At 72.3% G+C, this 16,913-nt stretch carries 16 protein-coding genes and 1 pseudogene; 14 read left to right on the forward strand and 3 right to left on the reverse strand.

The window, feature by feature from the left end; genetic code table 11:
• The first annotated feature begins 23 nt into the window (after nt 1–23).
• From B3G12_RS02605 to B3G12_RS02640, 8 genes and pseudogenes are all read left to right on the forward strand, one after another.
• Complete coding sequence (locus B3G12_RS02605; RefSeq protein ID WP_055085251.1) at nt 24–305, forward strand: sarcosine oxidase subunit delta; 282 nt, start codon at nt 24–26, stop codon at nt 303–305.
• The gene (locus B3G12_RS02610; RefSeq protein WP_144943211.1) at nt 302–3,214 is read left to right on the forward strand and encodes a sarcosine oxidase subunit alpha family protein; all 2,913 of its coding nucleotides are present in this window, start codon (nt 302–304) and stop codon (nt 3,212–3,214) included. The genes B3G12_RS02605 and B3G12_RS02610 overlap by 4 nt, the downstream gene beginning before the upstream one ends.
• The gene (locus tag B3G12_RS02615; protein ID WP_145011737.1) at nt 3,207–3,950 is read left to right on the forward strand and encodes a sarcosine oxidase subunit gamma; all 744 of its coding nucleotides are present in this window, start codon (nt 3,207–3,209) and stop codon (nt 3,948–3,950) included. The genes B3G12_RS02610 and B3G12_RS02615 overlap by 8 nt, the downstream gene beginning before the upstream one ends.
• A gap of 227 nt (nt 3,951–4,177) precedes the next feature.
• Entirely contained in the window at nt 4,178–5,104 is a 927-nt protein-coding gene (gene purU, locus B3G12_RS02620) for a formyltetrahydrofolate deformylase (protein ID WP_055085257.1), read from the forward strand.
• 262 nt (nt 5,105–5,366) lie between these two features.
• The gene (locus tag B3G12_RS02625; RefSeq protein WP_094393366.1) at nt 5,367–6,041 is read left to right on the forward strand and encodes a GntR family transcriptional regulator; all 675 of its coding nucleotides are present in this window, start codon (nt 5,367–5,369) and stop codon (nt 6,039–6,041) included.
• Between the two features lie 48 nt (nt 6,042–6,089).
• Nucleotides 6,090–7,031, forward strand: a complete 942-nt coding sequence (locus tag B3G12_RS02630) for an alpha/beta fold hydrolase (protein ID WP_145011731.1) — start codon at nt 6,090–6,092, stop codon at nt 7,029–7,031.
• Nucleotides 7,032–7,096: 65 nt separating this feature from the next.
• Nucleotides 7,097–7,144, forward strand: a pseudogene (locus B3G12_RS02635) (hypothetical protein); the annotation flags it as partial.
• Nucleotides 7,145–7,256: 112 nt separating this feature from the next.
• Nucleotides 7,257–7,430: a hypothetical protein gene (locus B3G12_RS02640; protein WP_290498938.1), complete on the forward strand. Its 174-nt coding sequence runs from the start codon at nt 7,257–7,259 to the stop codon at nt 7,428–7,430.
• A gap of 43 nt (nt 7,431–7,473) precedes the next feature.
• Here the strand turns inward: B3G12_RS02640 and hchA are convergent, their stop codons facing one another.
• Together hchA and B3G12_RS02650 are read right to left on the reverse strand one after the other, a co-directional pair.
• Nucleotides 7,474–8,334: a glyoxalase III HchA gene (gene hchA / locus B3G12_RS02645; RefSeq protein WP_094393364.1), complete on the reverse strand. Its 861-nt coding sequence runs from the start codon at nt 8,332–8,334 to the stop codon at nt 7,474–7,476.
• A gap of 104 nt (nt 8,335–8,438) precedes the next feature.
• Nucleotides 8,439–9,797 carry an acyltransferase family protein gene (locus tag B3G12_RS02650; RefSeq protein WP_290498941.1) on the reverse strand — a complete coding sequence of 453 codons (1,359 nt, stop codon included), beginning with the start codon at nt 9,795–9,797 and terminating at the stop codon, nt 8,439–8,441.
• 148 nt (nt 9,798–9,945) lie between these two features.
• Here B3G12_RS02650 and B3G12_RS02655 point away from each other — a divergent pair, with 148 nt between their 5' ends.
• The 4 genes from B3G12_RS02655 to B3G12_RS02670 are packed head-to-tail and all read left to right on the forward strand — an operon-like array spanning nt 9,946 to nt 13,668.
• Entirely contained in the window at nt 9,946–10,524 is a 579-nt protein-coding gene (locus B3G12_RS02655; RefSeq protein ID WP_290498943.1) for a hypothetical protein, read from the forward strand.
• Entirely contained in the window at nt 10,525–11,688 is a 1,164-nt protein-coding gene (locus tag B3G12_RS02660; RefSeq protein ID WP_290498944.1) for a sensor histidine kinase, read from the forward strand.
• Nucleotide 11,689: 1 nt separating this feature from the next.
• Nucleotides 11,690–12,346, forward strand: coding sequence for a LuxR C-terminal-related transcriptional regulator (locus B3G12_RS02665; protein WP_055082016.1), 657 nt, complete (start codon nt 11,690–11,692; stop codon nt 12,344–12,346).
• An 8-nt stretch (nt 12,347–12,354) separates the two neighbouring features.
• Complete coding sequence (locus B3G12_RS02670; RefSeq protein WP_290498948.1) at nt 12,355–13,668, forward strand: DUF4097 family beta strand repeat-containing protein; 1,314 nt, start codon at nt 12,355–12,357, stop codon at nt 13,666–13,668.
• Nucleotides 13,669–14,015: 347 nt separating this feature from the next.
• Here B3G12_RS02670 and B3G12_RS02675 read toward each other — a convergent pair whose 3' ends face one another.
• Complete coding sequence (locus tag B3G12_RS02675; protein ID WP_290498950.1) at nt 14,016–14,201, reverse strand: hypothetical protein; 186 nt, start codon at nt 14,199–14,201, stop codon at nt 14,016–14,018.
• 90 nt (nt 14,202–14,291) lie between these two features.
• Here B3G12_RS02675 and B3G12_RS02680 point away from each other — a divergent pair, with 90 nt between their 5' ends.
• Together B3G12_RS02680 and B3G12_RS02685 are read left to right on the forward strand one after the other, a co-directional pair.
• Entirely contained in the window at nt 14,292–15,515 is a 1,224-nt protein-coding gene (locus tag B3G12_RS02680; RefSeq protein ID WP_244944880.1) for an MFS transporter, read from the forward strand.
• A gap of 35 nt (nt 15,516–15,550) precedes the next feature.
• Nucleotides 15,551–16,834 carry a cytochrome P450 gene (locus B3G12_RS02685; RefSeq protein ID WP_290498953.1) on the forward strand — a complete coding sequence of 428 codons (1,284 nt, stop codon included), beginning with the start codon at nt 15,551–15,553 and terminating at the stop codon, nt 16,832–16,834.
• Nucleotides 16,835–16,913: the final 79 nt, after the last annotated feature.

Raw genomic sequence — 16,913 nt, forward strand, 5'->3', positions numbered from 1 at the left:
TCACCCGGAGGAGACGACCCACGATGCTGCTGATCGAATGCCCCTACTGCGGCCCACGCGACGAGACCGAGTACCACTACGGCGGGGAGGCCCACGTGCCGTACCCCGAGGATCCGTTCGAACTGACGGACCGCCAGTGGGCGGAGTACCTCTTCTACCGCAGCAACCCCAAGGGTCTGCTCAAGGAGCGGTGGGTCCACACGGTGGGCTGCCGGCGCTGGTTCAACGCGGTGCGTGACACCGCAACGTACGAGATCACCGCCGTCTACCGCATGGGCGAGACCGCTCCCGGAGGTTCCCGATGAACGCCCCCTTCCGCCTTCCCACCGACCGATGGACCGCCACGGGTGTGAACCGCGACGCCGCTCTCACCGTCCGCCTGGACGACCGGGAGGTCCCGGCGCACCCCGGTGACACGGTGGCCTCCGCGCTGCTCGCCCAGGGCCGGATCCGCTGCGGGGACTCGATGTACCTGGGTCGCCCGCGTGGGGTCCTCACGGCGGGGGTAGAGGAGCCCAACGCCCTGGTGAAGGTGGCCCCGCGCACCGCAGCCGACGTTGCCGAGTCCATGCTCCCGGCCACCACGGTGGAGCTCACGGACGGGCTGCGCGCCGAGTACCTGCGCGGACTCGGCCAGCTGGACCCGGCCAGGGACGAGGCCTGCTACGACGCGAAGTACGTACACACGGACGTGCTCGTGGTTGGTGCCGGGCCTGCAGGGCTGGCCGCGGCGCGCCAGGCCGCGGAGTCCGGGGCCCGGGTGGTGCTCATGGACGAGCAGACGCTGCCCGGCGGCGCGCTGCTCTCCGGTCGTGAGGAGACCGTGGACGGGGTGCCGGGGTGGCAGTGGGCCGCCCGGGTCGAGGCGGAGCTGCTGGAGAACCCCGAGGTCACGGTGCTGCGGCGCACCACCGCGTTCGGCAACTACGACAGCAACTACGTGGTGGCCGTCCAGCGCCGCACGGACCACCTCGCCGAACCCGCCGGCTCGGGCGTCTCCCGGGAGCGGATCTGGCACGTCCGTGCCCGCCAGGTGGTCCTGGCCACCGGCGCCCACGAGCGCCCGGTGGTCTTCGCGAACAACGACCGCCCCGGGATCATGCTCGCCGGCGCGGTGCGCACCTACCTCAACCGCTTCGCCGTGGCGGCCGGCCGAGGTGTGGTCGTGGCCACCACGAACGACTCCGCCTATGCGCTCGTGGAGGACCTGCACGCGGCGGGGATCGATGTCGCCGCCGTGGCGGACAGCCGTCCCGAACCGGGCGACGCCGCCGCGCGCACCGCGCAGGCCACGGGCGTGCGGGTGCTGGCGGGCAGCACCGTCGTGGACACCCTCGGTGAGGGCGAGGACGGGCGGGTGAGCGGCGTCGTCGTCAGCCCGATCGACGAGGACGCCCGGCCCACCGGCCCCTACGAGACCCTGGACGCGGACCTGCTCGCCGTGGCCGGCGGGTGGAGCCCCGTGGTGCACCTGCACAGCCAGCGCCAGGGCAGGCTGGAGTGGAGCGAGGAGATCGCCGGTTTCGTGCCAGTGCCCAGTGTCCGGAACCAGCAGTGCGCCGGTGCCCTGGCGGGGACCCTGGACCTGCTCGGCTGCCTGACCGAGGGTGCGACCGCCGGTGCGCAGGCCGCGCAGAGCGCCGGCTTCGACGCCGCGGTGCACGTGCCCGCGGCCACGCCCGAGCGGATCGCCCCGGCCCGCCCCCTGTGGCTCGTGCCGCGCACCGCGGACGCGGAGCAGGATTGGGACCGCCACTTCGTGGACCTGCAACGGGACCAGACCGTCGCGGACGTGCTGCGCTCGGTGGGCGCGGGCATGCGCTCGGTGGAGCACATCAAGCGCTACACCTCCATCTCCACCGCCAACGACCAGGGCAAGACGTCCGCGGTCAACGCCATCGGTGTGATCGCCCAGGCGCTGAGGACGGGTGACGTGGCAGGGATCGGAACCACCACCTACCGCGCCCCGTACACGCCCGTGGCGTTCGCCGCGCTGGCCGGGCGCCGCCAGGGCGAGCTGTTCGATCCCGCCCGGCTGACCTCGATCCACCCGTGGCACGTGGCCCACGGCGCACTGTTCGAGGACGTGGGCCAGTGGAAGCGCCCGTGGTACTACCCGCAGCCCGGGGAGGACATGGACACCGCCGTGCTGCGCGAGTGCGCCGCCGTGCGCACCGGGGTGGGGTTCATGGACGCCACCACGCTCGGCAAGATCGAGATCCGGGGCAGGGACGCCGGTGAGTTCCTCAACCGCGTGTACACCAACGCGTTCAAGAAGCTGAAGCCCGGCATGGGCCGCTACGGCGTGATGTGCACCCCGGACGGGATGGTTTTCGACGACGGTGTGACCCTGCGCCTGGACGAGGAGCGCTACCTGATGACCACCACCACGGGCGGGGCCGCAAAGGTCCTGGAGTGGCTCGAGGAGTGGTCGCAGACCGAGTGGCCCGAGCTGGACGTGCTCTTCACCTCCGTGACCGAACAGTGGACCACGGTGGCCGTGGCCGGCCCGAAGTCCCGGGATGTCATCGCAAAACTGGCCCCGGATCTGGACGTCTCCCAGGACGCGTTCCCGTTCATGGCGTTCCGCGAGACGGTGCTCGCCTCCGGGATCCCCGCACGAATCTGCCGGATCTCGTTCTCCGGGGAACTGGCCTTCGAGGTCAACGTGGCCGGGTGGTACGGGCTCTGCGTGTGGGAGCAGGTCTTCGAGGCCGGCCAGGAGTTCGGGGTCACCCCGTACGGCACGGAGACCATGCACGTGCTGCGCGCGGAGAAAGCGTTCCCCATCGTCGGCCAGGACACGGACGGCACCGTGACCCCGCAGGACCTCGGCATGGAGTGGGTGGTGTCCAAGACCAAGGACTTCATCGGCAAGCGCTCCTACGCCCGCGCCGACACCAGCCGCGAGGACCGCAAGCAGCTCGTGGGGGTGCTGCCCGTGGACCCCTCGTTCCGGTTGCCGGAGGGTGCCCAACTGATTACTGCGGGCACGCCCGTGACCCCCGAGCAGGGCCCCGTGCCCATGGAGGGCCACGTGACCTCCAGCTACCGCAGCGCCGCACTCGAGCGCACGTTCGGCCTCGCACTGGTCAGGAACGGCCGGCAGCGCATCGGGGAGACACTCCAGGCACCGCTGGACGGGCGGCTCGTGGACGTTGTGCTCGCCGACCCCGTCCTCTACGACCCCGAAGGGAACCGCCGAGATGGCTGAGACCGAGACGACCAGCACCCGTACCCCGGGCATCACTGCCCTGCGGCACAGCTCTCTGGAGCAGTGGGCCGGCGCGATGCGCGAGGGCTCCGTAGCCGGGCCCAGGGGCGTGTCCCTGCGCGAGATCCCGTTCCTGACCATGGTCGGGCTCCGGGCAGCACCCGGCGGCGCCGACGCCGAGGCGCTGTGCGACGTCGTGGGACGCCCCCTACCCTCGCGCGCGGGGGCTGTGAGCGGGGACCCCGCGGACATCGCGGTGCTGTGGCAGGGACCGGACGAGTTCCTGGCGGTGGGGTCGGACGAGACCGTGGTCCCGCCCGCCCTCACCGCAGATACCACGACGACGTCGCCGTCCCCGACCGCCGACGCACCGGAACCGGACCGCTCGGCTCTTCCCACGCTGTCCACGAGCCCGCTGGCCCAGCGCCTTGCGGACGCCCTCGTGGCGTCGGGCGGGCCCGGACAGGTGGTGGACCTCTCGGCCAACCGCACCACTCTCGAGCTGAGCGGGCCCTCCGCGCGGGCCGTGCTCGAGAAGGGCTGCCCGGTGGACCTTCACCCGCGGGCCTTCCCCGTGGGTTCGGCGGTGTCCACAACCCTCGCCCTGGTCCAGGTGCTGCTGTGGCGCACCGGGGAGCAGACGTGGCGGATCATGCCGCGCGCTTCGTTCGCGCAGTTCACCGCCCAGTGGCTGCTGGACGCCATGACCGAGTTCGCCTCACCCGAGGTCGCCTGAGCGGACTTGCCAGCCCAGGGGCCGCCCGGAGGGGCGCGCCCGGGTCGGCGTTGCGGACCCCACGCACAGGGACTCCGCCCGCCAGAACCCGCGCCGCTTCCCTGCAGGACAGACCACCACCGCCCCGGCACCCGGCCACCCCGTCGGGTGCCGGAACCGACCGACGGCACGGACGCCGTCGGGCCAGGACACCGCGCCACCCCCGCGCCACCCCGAGGAGACCCACCATGGTTGCCCAGCCCACGTCCTCCACGCCCGGACCCGCACCGGCACCGGGCAGCACCGAGCCCGCCGCGAACGGCCCGGAACTCGTGCTGACCCTCAACTGCCCCGAGCAGCTGGGGATCGTGCACGCGGTCAGCGGTGTGCTGCTGGAGCACGGCGCCAACATCGTGGAGCTCGCCCAGTTCGACGACCGACGCGTGGGCCGCTTCTTCATGCGCGTCCACGTGGCGCCAGGCGCGGACCGGCCCCTGGACGAGACCGCCCTGCGCACGGATCTGGCACCGGTGGCCGAACGCTTCGACATGCGCTGGGAGCTGCACCGCCACAAGGAGAAGCGGCGGGTGCTCGTGATGGTCTCCAGGTTCGGCCACTGCCTCAACGATCTGCTGTTCCGGGCGCGCACTGGAGAGCTGCCGGTGGAGATCGTGGCGGTGGTCTCCAACCACCTCGACCACCAACGGCTCGTGGAGTGGCACGGCATCCCGTTCTTCCACGTGCCCGTCACCAAGGACACCAAACCGGAAGCCGAGACCCGGCTGCTGGACCTCGTGGACCGTTTCGAGGTGGACCTGGTGGTGCTGGCCCGGTACATGCAGGTGCTCAGCGACTCCCTGGCCACCCGCATGGAGGGCCGGGTCATCAACATCCACCACTCGTTCCTGCCGTCCTTCAAGGGCGCCAAGCCGTACCACCAGGCGTACGAGCGTGGTGTGAAGACCGTGGGTGCCACCGCCCACTACGTGAACGCGGAGCTGGACGAGGGCCCGATCATCACCCAGCAGGTGGTGGAGGTGAACCACGCCTACGGGCCCGAGGACCTGGTGGCTGCCGGACGTGACACCGAGTGCAAGGCCCTCTCGGACGCCGTCCGCTGGCACTGCGAGGGGCGTGTGATCCTGCACGGTGCCAAGACAGTGGTGCTGCGCTGAGGCGCCGCCGCGGCGTCGGCCCGCACGCGGTGGGGCGCGGGGTCGTGGGGCCCGGCGCGTTGGGCACGGGCCCCCGGGCCGACGATGTCGCCCCCGCGCCTGCCCCGCGCGCCGGCGGCGAGTGCCGCGTCCCTCGAGACCATCCCAGCGCGGGCGCTGCCCCCACACTCCGCAGGCCCGTGCGACGCCGTTCAGTAGAGTGTCTCGCGGACCGGCGCCTTTCGGCCCCGCCCGTTCGACCCGAAAGCACGGTGTTTCCCGCATGACCGCGACCCCCTCCGCCTCCCCCGCCGCGGACGACAACCAGCTCTCCCTGGCCGACCGTGCTTTCCTTCGACTGCGGGACCGGTTGATCTTCCTGGACATCGTGCCGGGGATGCCGCTGAACGAGGCGCGGCTCTCGGTGGAGCTGGGTGTGGGGCGCACCCCGCTGCGAGAGGCCATCAAGCGGCTGGACTCCGAGCACCTGGTGGTCACCTATCCCCGCCGGGGGACGTTCGCCACCACCGTGGACATCACCGCGCTCTCGGAGATCTCGCAGGTGCGCGAGGTGCTGGAGCCACTCGCTGCGAAGCTCGCCGCGCAGCGCCGGGGCGGCCGGGAGCGTGACGAGCTTGAGACCCTCGCGCGGGAACTGGACGCGCTGGGTGCGGACGAGCTGGAGCGGGACGGCGCCCTGCGCTGGGACAACCGCGTCCACCGGGCGGTGTACACCGCGGCCGGCAACGCCCACCTGCAGGACACCCTCGAACGCTACAGCAACCTGGCCACCCGCATCTGGTGCGTGGCTGCGGACCGGATGCCGCAGCTGCAGGGCCACGTGGAGGAGCACGCCACCCTGCTGCGCGCGGTCCTGGACGGGGACCCGGACACCGCGCAGGCGGTCATGCTGCACCACGTGCGGGACTTCGAGGAGCACATCCGCCAGGTGCTCTGAGCGGGCCCGTCCTGTGGTGACGGGCGTGCGGCTCCGTAGAATCGGGGCATGACGTCGCGCCCCGGTCTCCCCGCCCCGGGTCACTGCGACGCCCCGGGAAACCTCGCCGGCGAGGAGCACGTAGTGCCCCTGTCAGCCGACCGCTTCATCTGCATCCGGGAGGACGGCCCGGCACAGGGCTCACCCCTGGTCCTCATCACCGGCCTGGGCTTCGACCTCACCACCTGGCCCGAATCCCTCGTGCAGGGCCTGATGGAGCGGGGCCACCGGGTGATCCGCCTCGACAACCGGGACGAGGGCCGGTCCTTCCGCGCGAGCGCTCCCCCTCCCACCGCCCGGCAGCTGCTGACGGGGGCCCTGCCCGCCGGGCAGTACACGGTGGAGGACATGGCCCAGGACGTGGCGGACGCTCTCCACACACTGGGCATCGACCGCGCGGACGTGCTGGGCTTCTCGCTGGGCGGGATGGTCGCGCAGTCCCTGGCCGCCCACCACCCGGGGCGGGTGCGGCGGCTGGTCTCGCTGTGCTCCACCACGGGGGACCCGTCCGTGGGCACGGTGGCCACCTCCACCGCCGCGATGCTCGCCCTGCCCGGAGCGAGGACCCGCCGAACGTACGTGCGTGCGCGCATGGTCATGTCCCGCCACCTCGCAGGCCCGGGGTTCCCCGTGGACCCTGCCCACGAACGTCGGCTCGCCGAGATCCACTGGGACCGCAACCTGGACCCTCGCCACGGGGCCGCCGGGATGCGCCGCCAGATCGGTGCGATCCGCGCCTCCGGGGACCGGACCGAGGCGCTGGGCGAGATCACCGCGCCCACGCTCGTGCTCCACGGGGACAGAGACAGAATTGTGCGCCCGGACGGCGGCCCCGCAACGGCCCGGGCCATCCCGGGAGCCCGGTTCGTGACGGTCCCCGGCATGGGCCACCAGGTGCACCCCCTGGCCGTACCACGGCTGCTCCCCCTGGTCCTGGACCACCTGGGCTGAACATCCCTGCCCGCACGCGCCACGGGGCCCTGCGCAGGACCCTTTTCACGCTCCTGGCCGGTCTGCTGGTGGTCTTCGTATTCGTCGTCGGGCTCTCCTGGCTCATGCCGAGCCACCTCCACGGCGTGGAGCACCTCTGGTTCTCGTTCCGCAGCGTCACAGGCCTCTCCCTGCCCCACGGCCTCTCCGACAGCCCCCCGGCCCCACTGGCTCGCGACCCTCGGCGTGCTGGGCTCCGTCGACTTCCACTCCGTGCGGCAGTTCACGCGGTCCGCGCAGCGCTGCCAGGTGATCGGCTCGGCGTGTGTCGTCTCCGCATCCGAGGCAGGCGCCCGGGCGGACGTGGACGCCGGCCTGCGGGCCCGGCCGCTGGGCGACGAGGCCGCCCGGCACCCGTGAGCGGGGGGGCGGGCGGCGTCGTCGTTCTGGAGAGCACCGGACCTCAGTCCGCGGCGTACTCCTGGCCCGTGAGCGTCTCCACGGCCAGGCGACCCAGCGCGTTGGAGGCGAGCGGGCTGTCGCCGGTGAGCAGGCCGCGGTCGCGGTGGACCTGCCCTGTCATGTCGTCGTTGACCACGGTGAGCCCGGCGCGGGTGAGCTCCTCGGCGACGAGCCACTTCATGCGGCCCGGGAGGTAGCCGATCTCGATGTTGGGCCCGGAGTCCAGGGCATCGGGGAACACGGTCACGGCGTAGCCGTCGAAGAGATTCCTGCCGTCCTCGCCCACGGCCGAGAGCAGCGCGGCGGGTCCGTGACACAGGGTGATCACGGGGCGGTCGTTCTCCAGTGCCCAGGCGAGCACACGGCCCACCTCGGGGCTGTCCGCGAGGTTGATCGTGGCACCGTGGCCGCCGGGGATGAACACGGCGGCGTAGTCGCTGTCCCCGTCCAGCCCGTCGGCGATCTCCGGCAGGGCCCGGGGACGCTCGAACTGCGGCCGCAGCTCCTCCCACGCCTGCTGCACGGCGTCGTCCTTCTCGGGCATGGCCCACAGCTCGAACTTGGCAAGGTTCCCGGAAAGGGTGGCCACGTCCACGTCGTACCCGGCGGCGCGCAGGTGCATGAGCGGCAGCAGGGTCTCCACCGGGTGGTTGCCCGTGGAGAAGTAGATGTCGTCCTGCAGCGGCAGGTAGCGCTCGTCCGTGAGGACGGTCAGGACCTTGTGCGGACCGGACGGGGCGGCGGGAACACCTGCGGCGCCGTCGAAGTTCGTGGTGGGTGCCACGTACTGACCCAGCGAGTACTCGGACGGGAAGTAGGCGTTGTGCTCGGCGCTGTCGCGCACCGGTTTCTTGGAAGCCATGCGATCACCTCTCGGTCGCGGGGGCGGTGCCCCGGCAACGGCGTCACGCCGGGTGCGTACGCGAATGGGTCGCGGGGCACTGCGTGACGAGGACGCCACCGAGCCTACGCCGGGACCCCGCGGCCCCCGGTAACCCGCTGACCGCCCACGGCCCCGTCCGCGGGGCCCGGTCCCTGCCGCACCCGCCCGCTGCGCAGGACGACGACGGCGAGCACCGAGCCTGCCGCGCCCACCACCACGAGCGGGACAGTGAGCAGCGTGACGATCTCGATCAACGGTGGGGCCGCCGCGCAGACCAGCGCGACCAGCACCAGTGCGCTCGGCAGGCGGCGCTCCCGCCCGCCCCACGGCTCCACCGAAGCCGTCTCCGCGCGCCGTAGCACCGCCGCGACGAGCATCACGGCCGCCCAGCACACCACCGCCAGCGGGATCCGCAGCAGCCACCACCCAGCGGAACCGGGTGCGGGGTCCCAGCCGCCAGCGAAGAACCACACGGCCATGACCGCCACGACCACGGGCAGGTGCCACAGGTAGACGGTCATGGCGCGGGTGCCGATCAGGTGCGCGACCACCCGGGCCGGACGCCGGGTCATCAGCCGCCGCAGCGCCGGGGAGAACACCTCCAGCAGGCACGCCTGAGCGAAGCCCAGGACCACCATGCAGACCGTGGGCGGGTTGAGATCGGTGAGCATGTCCGGCGCGTAGGGGCCCGCCGCCACGCACACCCCGAGCAGCGCGAACGACGCCGCAGCGAGCGCCACGAGAAGCCCCCGAGAGCGTGCCGCGAACCAGCCGTCCGCGCGGAAGAAGCCGAACTGCTGCACGAGCGGCCACACGGACACCATGTTCAGCAGCCTCCACCACTGCTCCCCGCTGGCCGCGCTGAGCAGGTCCACGATCACGGCACAGCACAGCAGGAACCAGCACCACACCCACCCCATACGCTCGTGCAGTGCCAGGAACGTGGGAGTGAGCGCCTGGCAGATCAGGTACGCGGCGAGGAACCACAGCGCCATGCCCACCCCGGACAGCGCGAAGGTCACCAGTTCGTACGGCGCTCCCGCCGCGAGCGCGGCCCCGGCCACCAGGGCCAGCGCGCACCACAGCACGGCGGCCGGCTGCACGAGCCGCAGGGCACGCTCGCGCACGTACTCCGCGGGGTCCATGCCCTGCGCCCGACGACGCCGCCACGCCCCGGCCGCTGCCGTTCCGCCCACAACGAAGAACAGGGGCATGATCTGGAAGATCCAGGTGGCCCACCAGTACCAGGGCTGCTGGGTGGGCACGAGCACGGAGCGGATCTCCCCGGTGGCGGGGTCTGCGGTGAGGGTGACCATGAGGATGTGGATGCACACCACGGCGATCACGCAGCCCACGCGGGCGGCGTCCACGGCGGGGTCGCGCTCGACGGCGGGCGCTCCCGGCGGCCGGGGCGTCCCGGCAGCGGTGAGATCGTGCTGCATGAGGCTCACTCTAGGGCGGGAGCGCGCTGGCGCCAGGGCGGCACGCGCGGCTCTGGAGCGGGGATGGGCAGGGGTGGGGAAAACCCCACTGCAACCCGGTGGCTGGCTCTGGCGCGAGAGCCGGCGGGGTGTCCGTAGCGTGGAGGCCATGAGCACACCAGCCTCGCGACCCACGCCGCCGTGGGACGCCACCGAACCTCTTCCCCCGGCCTCGGGCCGCACCCGGCCGCTGCCGCCGGTGGGCGCCACCCGCGTGCTGCCCCGCGAGGACGCCGCAGCGCACCGCGCGCTGCCTCCCGTGGGCCGCCCGGAAGGTCTGGAAGACCGGTACGGCGCCCGCTCCGCCAACCAAGCGAACCGCCCCCTGGCCGGGGACGACGACGTCGACGGCGGTCCCGGTCAGGCGCCGCCCGGAGGCCACGTGCCGCCCGGCCCGTCGGTGCCCGCGATCCGCGAGTGGCGCATGCTCTCCCCCAGGACCCTGTTCTTCGGCAGCCTGGACCTGGTGGTGGACGCGGCGCTCAACACGGCGCTGCTGTGCCTGATCGGTGCACTGCTCGTGACCGGTGTGGCCGCCATCCCCGCGCTCGGGCTGGGAGCGCTGGTGCTGGCCGCCACGGTCTACGTGATGATGGCGGCGGTGTGGTTGGAACGGCGGCGCTCGGCGTCGTCGTTCGGTCTGGACATCCGCGACCCCCAGCGGCGCCGCACACCGCGCACGGACTAGGTGCGGATCCCCCACCAGATCTGGCTGGACACCAGCGACGGCTCCCTGTGGCTGGGGATGCTGCACCTGACGATCACGTGTCTGCTCGGCTGGCTCATGCTGGTGCCGTTCGTGGTGGCCGGAGCCGGGATCGCAGCGGCCACCACGCCGCTGTACATGCCCGCCGACTCCGTGGTGCGCACCGGGCTGCGCTCCGTCGGGGACGTGCCGGAGTGGGCCCTGATCGCGGGCTCGGTGCTCGGGGTGGTGCTCGGGATCCTGCTGGGCGTGCTGCTGACGCTGGCCCACCGCGGGCTCTCCGCGGGGTTGCTGCGCCAGAGCGAGGCCGCCCGGCTGCGCCGCGAGGCCATGGAGTCCGAGCGCCGCGCGGAGTACGAGTCCGCGGCGAAGGAGTCCGCGGTCCGCGGCGCGGAGACCGAGCGCTCCCGCATCGAACGGGACCTGCACGACGGCGTGCAGCCCCAGCTGGTCTCGGTGGCCATGAACCTCTCGATGGCGAAGTCCAGGATCGACACGGACCCCGCGGCCGCGAAGGAGCTCGTCGCGGAGGCCCACGGCACCACCAAGGCCGCGATCACCGAGCTGCGCAGGCTCGCCCGCGGCTTCCACCCCGCGGTGCTGGAGGACCGGGGGCTCGACGCAGCCCTGTCTGCCATCGCTGCGCAGGTCCCGTTCCCCGTGGACGTTGCCGTGAACGTGCCGCGCCTGGAGCCGCGCACGGAGGCCGCCGTCTACTTCGCAGTCTCGGAGAGCCTCACCAACGCGGTCAAGCACTCCGGCGCCCGCTCCGCGGACGTGGCCGTGGCCGTGCAGGACGGCCCCGCCCCCGGGACGAGCGTGGTGGTGGCGGGGGTCCGCGACTCCGGCCGCGGCGGCGCCCAGGTGGTTCCCGGTGGTGGCCTCTCCGGCATCCGGGACCGGATCCGCTCGGCCGGGGGACGGTTCTTCCTGAACTCTCCCGCGGGCGGGCCCACCGAGGTGGTCGTGGAGCTGCCGCTCGGCAGCACCCGCCAGGACACCCCGGCCGCGGCACCCGGCCACCACGGGGAGACCCAGCACGGGACTCCGCGCGAGCCCCAGTGTCAGGCCCCCGAAGGGGATCCGGGAACGGGCGGCGCGGCGTCGTCGTCATCGTCGCGGACCAGCACCGGAGAGGGAAACTGAGATGCGCATCGTGATCGCCGAGGACGCCGTCCTGCTGCGCGCCGGACTGGTGCGCCTGCTCACGGACGCGGGGCACGACGTCGTCGCGGAGACTGACACCGCCGAAGGGCTCGTGAAGGCCGTGGAGGAGCACCGACCGGACTTTGCCCTGGTGGACGTGCGGTTGCCGCCCTCCTTCAGCGACGAGGGGATCCGTGCCGCCGTGCTGATCCGTTCCGCCCACCCGGACGTGGCCGTACTCGTGCTCTCGCAGTACGTGGAGGAGCGCTACGCGTCCGAGCTGATCGCCTCGCGCCGCGAGGGCCTGGGCTACCTGCTCAAGGACCGCGTGGCGGACGTGGAGCAGTTCCTCGAGTCCGTGCAGACCGTGGGCTCCGGCGGCACCGTGCTGGACCCGGAGGTGCTCACGCAGATCCTGGTGCGCTCGCGGCGTCGTGAGGACCTGGAGCTGCTGACCCCGCGTGAGCGCGAGGTGCTGGGGCTCATGGCGCAGGGGCTGTCCAACGCGTCCATCGCCGCGAACCTGTACCTCACAGAGTCGGCCGTGGAAAAGCACATCGGCGCGATCTTCGCCAAGCTCGGCGTCACCTCGGAGACCGGCAACCGCAGGGTTCTGGCCGTTCTCAAGTACCTCGGCTATTCGGACCACTCCCGCTAGGACACGACATGAGCACTCACACTCCCTCCCCGGCCACGCCGGACCCCGGTTCCCATCCCGCGCAGGACCCCCGTCAGAACCGGCCCCTCCCCTGCGGCGAGCGCCGGGCGTGGAACACCGCCACCGCCGTGGTGGGCGGGGTGGTCGCGATCGGCCTGCTGGTCGGCGGCGCGGGCGTCACCGGGGCGCTCGCGCTGACGCAGGAGCACAACGGGTCCTGGACCGCGCCCGCCACCGTCAAGACCATCCACGTGGACGCGGCCGACGCCGCTGTCTACGTCCACACCAGCTCCACCGCGGACCGCGTGCAGGTGCTGTGGTCCGAGGCCGGAATCAACATCCCGGACCGTGCCCCTTCCCCCGCCCTGCACGACGGCGCCCTGTCCCTGGACCTCGGCGCCACCGCCACCGGCTGGGGCCTGGGAGGGTCCTCGAACCGCAGCGTCTCCGTCACCGTTCCCGAGGACTCCGCACCGGTCTCCCTGGACCTGCAGGGCACCACGAATGCCCTGTTCGTGGAGGGCACCTTCAAGGACGTCCTCGCGAAGACCGACACCGGTTCGGTGGAGGCCAACGATCTGGAGGCCGCCACGGTGGACGCCCGCTCGACGAACGGGCGGGTGCTGCTGGACGGCGCGCACGTGAGTGACCGGCTGGACGCCCACACGGACACCGGCATGGTGCTCGTTGACACCCAGGGCACCTCCCCGAAGCGTGCCTCGGTCACGGCGGGCTCCGGCTCCTACGGCGTGACCATGCCCACCGCGGACTACTGGTACCCGCAGGGCAGCCAGAAGGACTTCACCGACCCGCGCCACCCGGTGACCACGGACCCGGCGGGGTCGGACCCGGCGGACCCCACGGACGATTCGTCCCTGGAGTACTACGGGACGTACGACGACAGCCCCCTGCCCTCCGAGGTCAGCACCCCGTCCCTGTTCGCGACGGCAGAGCCGTCCTCCTCGGCCACACCCCGGGTGGCGCCGAGCGGCGGTTCGTCCGCGAGCCCCGGCACGGTGTCGAGTCCCGTTGCGTCGGAGAGTCCGCGGGCGACGTCGTCGGCTGCTTCCGGGGCGTCGACGGCACCCGGGGCCGAGAGCGCGACCGGGCACGGTCACGACGCGGACACCGTGTGCAAGACGGCCCCGAACGGCACGCCCTGCCTCTACCTCCAGGGCACGCCCAGGGGCGTGAAGGACTCCGGGTGGATGCACGCCTGGCACGACGGCTGGCGCTCCTCCGGCACCCGGCAGGACCGCGACGACCAGCCGGAGCAGGACACCACAGAGTCCGACTCCGACTCACCGGCTCGCGAGAACTAGAACTCCCGGCCGGTGCGTCCGGCCAGGTGTCCATGCGGGTGCACCCGATCCGTCGGAGGGCGGGGGAATACGTCTCCCGCGTTCCGGTGGCAGGAGCGCTGCCCACGAGCACACGGTCCACGTGGGGGGATCTGAGGTCAGCGGTGGAATCTCGGTGGCGACCACGTGGTGCCGCTTGCCGGAGGCCCCACGTAGGGCTCCCGGTCGAGGGGCTGCTCGTGTTCCCGGCGAACTCCAGGTAGCCCGCGGTGTCGTGCATGCACGCCGTAGCCGTGTTCCCGGACGTCACGTTGGAGGAGGCGGTGGTGCTGATGCTGCCGTCCACCAGAGTCGCGGACCTCGTGTCGTCAAATGGGTAGGCGAAGACCCGCCCCGGCGCTGTTGGTGGTGGATGCGGTGTACGCACCGATCGATCCGGTGACCATGCTCAGGGCCTGGGCGCCGGCGCCCAGGGTTGCCGGCACGAGCCATGCGATGGATTTCTTGCGCGTGGGGGCAGTCTCAGCCGTGGTGTCCCCGGGTCCTTCTCTCATGATTTTTGCAAAAATTATCAGGTGAATCGTGGGCCCCGTACTGCGACCAGCAGTGTGCGTCACACCACTGCCTGCCCGTAGCCTGGTCCGGTGAGAGCTCCCCAGCCTGCCGCCTCCATGGACCGCGCCCGCATCAGCAGGGCACGGATCGCCGTGTCCCTGCTGTTCCTCACGAACGGCGCGATCTTCTCCAACCTGCTGCCCCGGCTGCCCGAGATCAAGGACACGTTCGAACTGTCCAACGCGATGTACGGCTTCGCCCTGATCGCGTTCCCCATCGGCGGCGTGGTGGCAGGTCCGCTGCCCGCTCCGATCCTGCGGCGCTTTGGAACGGCCCGCGTGGCCGTGGTGGGCACCGTGCTGCTGGCCACCGCCGTGTTCGTCGCGGGATCGGTCCCGCTCGTGGCCGTGTTCTGGGTGGGGCTGCTGATCGCCGGCATGCTCGACGCCGTAGTGGACACCGCCCAGAATGCCCAGGGCCTTCGCGTCCAGCGGCTCGCGGGGAACTCGATCATCAACTCCATGCACGCACTGTGGAGCGTGGGAGCGGGTATCGGCGGGCTCATGGGCACCGCCGCGGCGGCCACGGGCCTGCCCCTGGTGTGGCACTTCATGATCAGCGGTGCGATCTTTGCCGCCACGGCCGCGGTGGCCATGCGCTGGGCCGTCCCGGACGACCCCGAGGAGCACGCCGCCATCCAGGCCGAGCACGTCTCCGTGGACACCGCAGGTCTCCCCAAACTGCCCCGCGGCACGGGCTGGGCGCTGCTCGCCCTGCTGCCCATCGCCGTCGTCGCCATGTCCGGGGTGCTCGTGGAGGACGTCGGCTCCAACTGGTCCGCCGTCTACCTCAGGGACGTGCTCGGCGCCCCCGTGAGCATGGTGGGCCTGGGCTACGTGAGCCTGGTGGGCGCGCAGTTCGTGGGGCGCATCCTGGGCGACCGGCTCATCGACGCGCTCGGCGCGGTGCTCGTGACACGGCTGGGCGGCGTGCTGATCTTCGTGGGCCTCGGCGCCGTCGCCCTGGCGCCGGCACCGTGGGTGGCCCTGGTGGGCTTCGCGCTGGCGGGCTTCGGCTGCGCCACCATGGTCCCGAACGCCTACGCCGCCGCGGACCGCGCGCCCGGCCTGAAACCGGGTACGGGGCTCACTCTGGTCAGCTGGTGCATGCGCATCGTCTTCATGGTCTCGCCCCCGCTCGTGGGGATGCTCGCGGACGCCGCCGGACTGCGCACCGCCCTGTTCGTCTTCCCGGTCATGGGTGTCTTCGCGTTCCTCTTCGCCGGTGCCCTGCGGGTGCGCCCTCGCGCGTGAACGGGACGGTCAGCCAGACCTCCCATACTGGTGGGATGACTTCACAGTTCGCCCAGACACGTTCCGAGCAGGGTCTCTCGCTGCTGCGCTCCGGCTACCTCTTCGCCTCCCGCGTCCGACGCCGCGCGGGCCTCTCCTCGGACTCGGGCTGCCCCGTCCGCATGCCGCTGCTGGGCAAGCAGACCGTACTGGTCCGCGGGGAAGAGGGTGTCCAGCTCTTCTACGACACGTCCCGCGTGCGGCGCGACGGCGCGATGCCCGGCGTCGTGAAGGGGCCCCTCTTCGGCGCGGGTGCCGTCCACGGCCTCGACGGCGAGGCCCACTCCGTGCGCAAGAACCAGCTCGCGGACATGGCCTACGAGGACGAGCGGGTGGCCGCCTACAAGCCGTTCGTCGCCGAGGAGCTCGAGGCCCTGGTGACCCGGTGGCGGAAGGGCGACAACGTCTACGACAGCACCGCCACCGCCTTCGGCCGCGCCTCCTTCCGCTGGGCGGGGATCCCCTGGAGCACGCGGGAGATGGACCGCTGGGCGCACCGCATGAGCCGCCTGCTGGACACCTTCGGCCGCCCCGCCGTTCACCTGGTCTCCCGCCTGGACCGGATCGCCCTGGACCGCCGGTTCGCGGCGCTGATCCGGGACGTGCGCGCCGGGAAGGTCGCCGCGCCCGAGGACTCGGTGCTGGCCCACATGGCCCGGCTCGTGGACGAGAACGGTGCGCTCGTGGACGCGAAGACCGCGGGCATCGAGCTGCAGAACCTGACCCGGCCCAACGTGGCGGTGGCGCGCTTCGCGGCGTTCGCGGCCACCGCGCTGGCGGAGCACCCCGAGTGGGTCGAGCGCATCCGCAGGGCGTCGGAGGAGCGCGACGGCGCACTGGTGGACGTCCCGGAGGCCGTCGCCTTCGCGCAGGAGGTCCGCCGCGTCTACCCGTTCGTGCCGATGCTCCCGGCGGAGGCCACCCAGGACACCGAGATCCAGGGGTGCCCCGTGCACAAGGGCCAGCGGGTGCTCCTGGACATCCTGGGCACCAACACCGATCCGGCCTCGTGGGACCGCGCCGCGACGTTCGACCCCGAGCGCTTCCTGGGCGTGGAGGACGCCGAGGCGATCACCACGTTCGTCCCCCAGGGCGGGGCGGACGTCCGCACGGGCCACCGCTGCCCCGGGGAGAAGATCGCGGTCACCTCGCTCTCCGCGGCCGTGGTGGCACTGTGCCGCCCGGAGGTGCAGCTGCCCAGCGACCAGGACGACCTCACCTTCTCCTGGACCCACATGCTGACCCGCCCCGTCACCGGGGTGCGCGTGCGCGCCGCCTGACCCTCGCTCCCGCGACCCCTCGTTCTCACGACAACGGGCCCCGCACGGCGACAACTCGCTGCGCGGGGCCCGCTGCTCT

The sequence above is a fragment of the Kocuria sp. UBA5001 genome, from assembly GCF_002398425.1.
In the GTDB taxonomy this organism is placed as follows: domain Bacteria; phylum Actinomycetota; class Actinomycetes; order Actinomycetales; family Micrococcaceae; genus Kocuria; species Kocuria salsicia.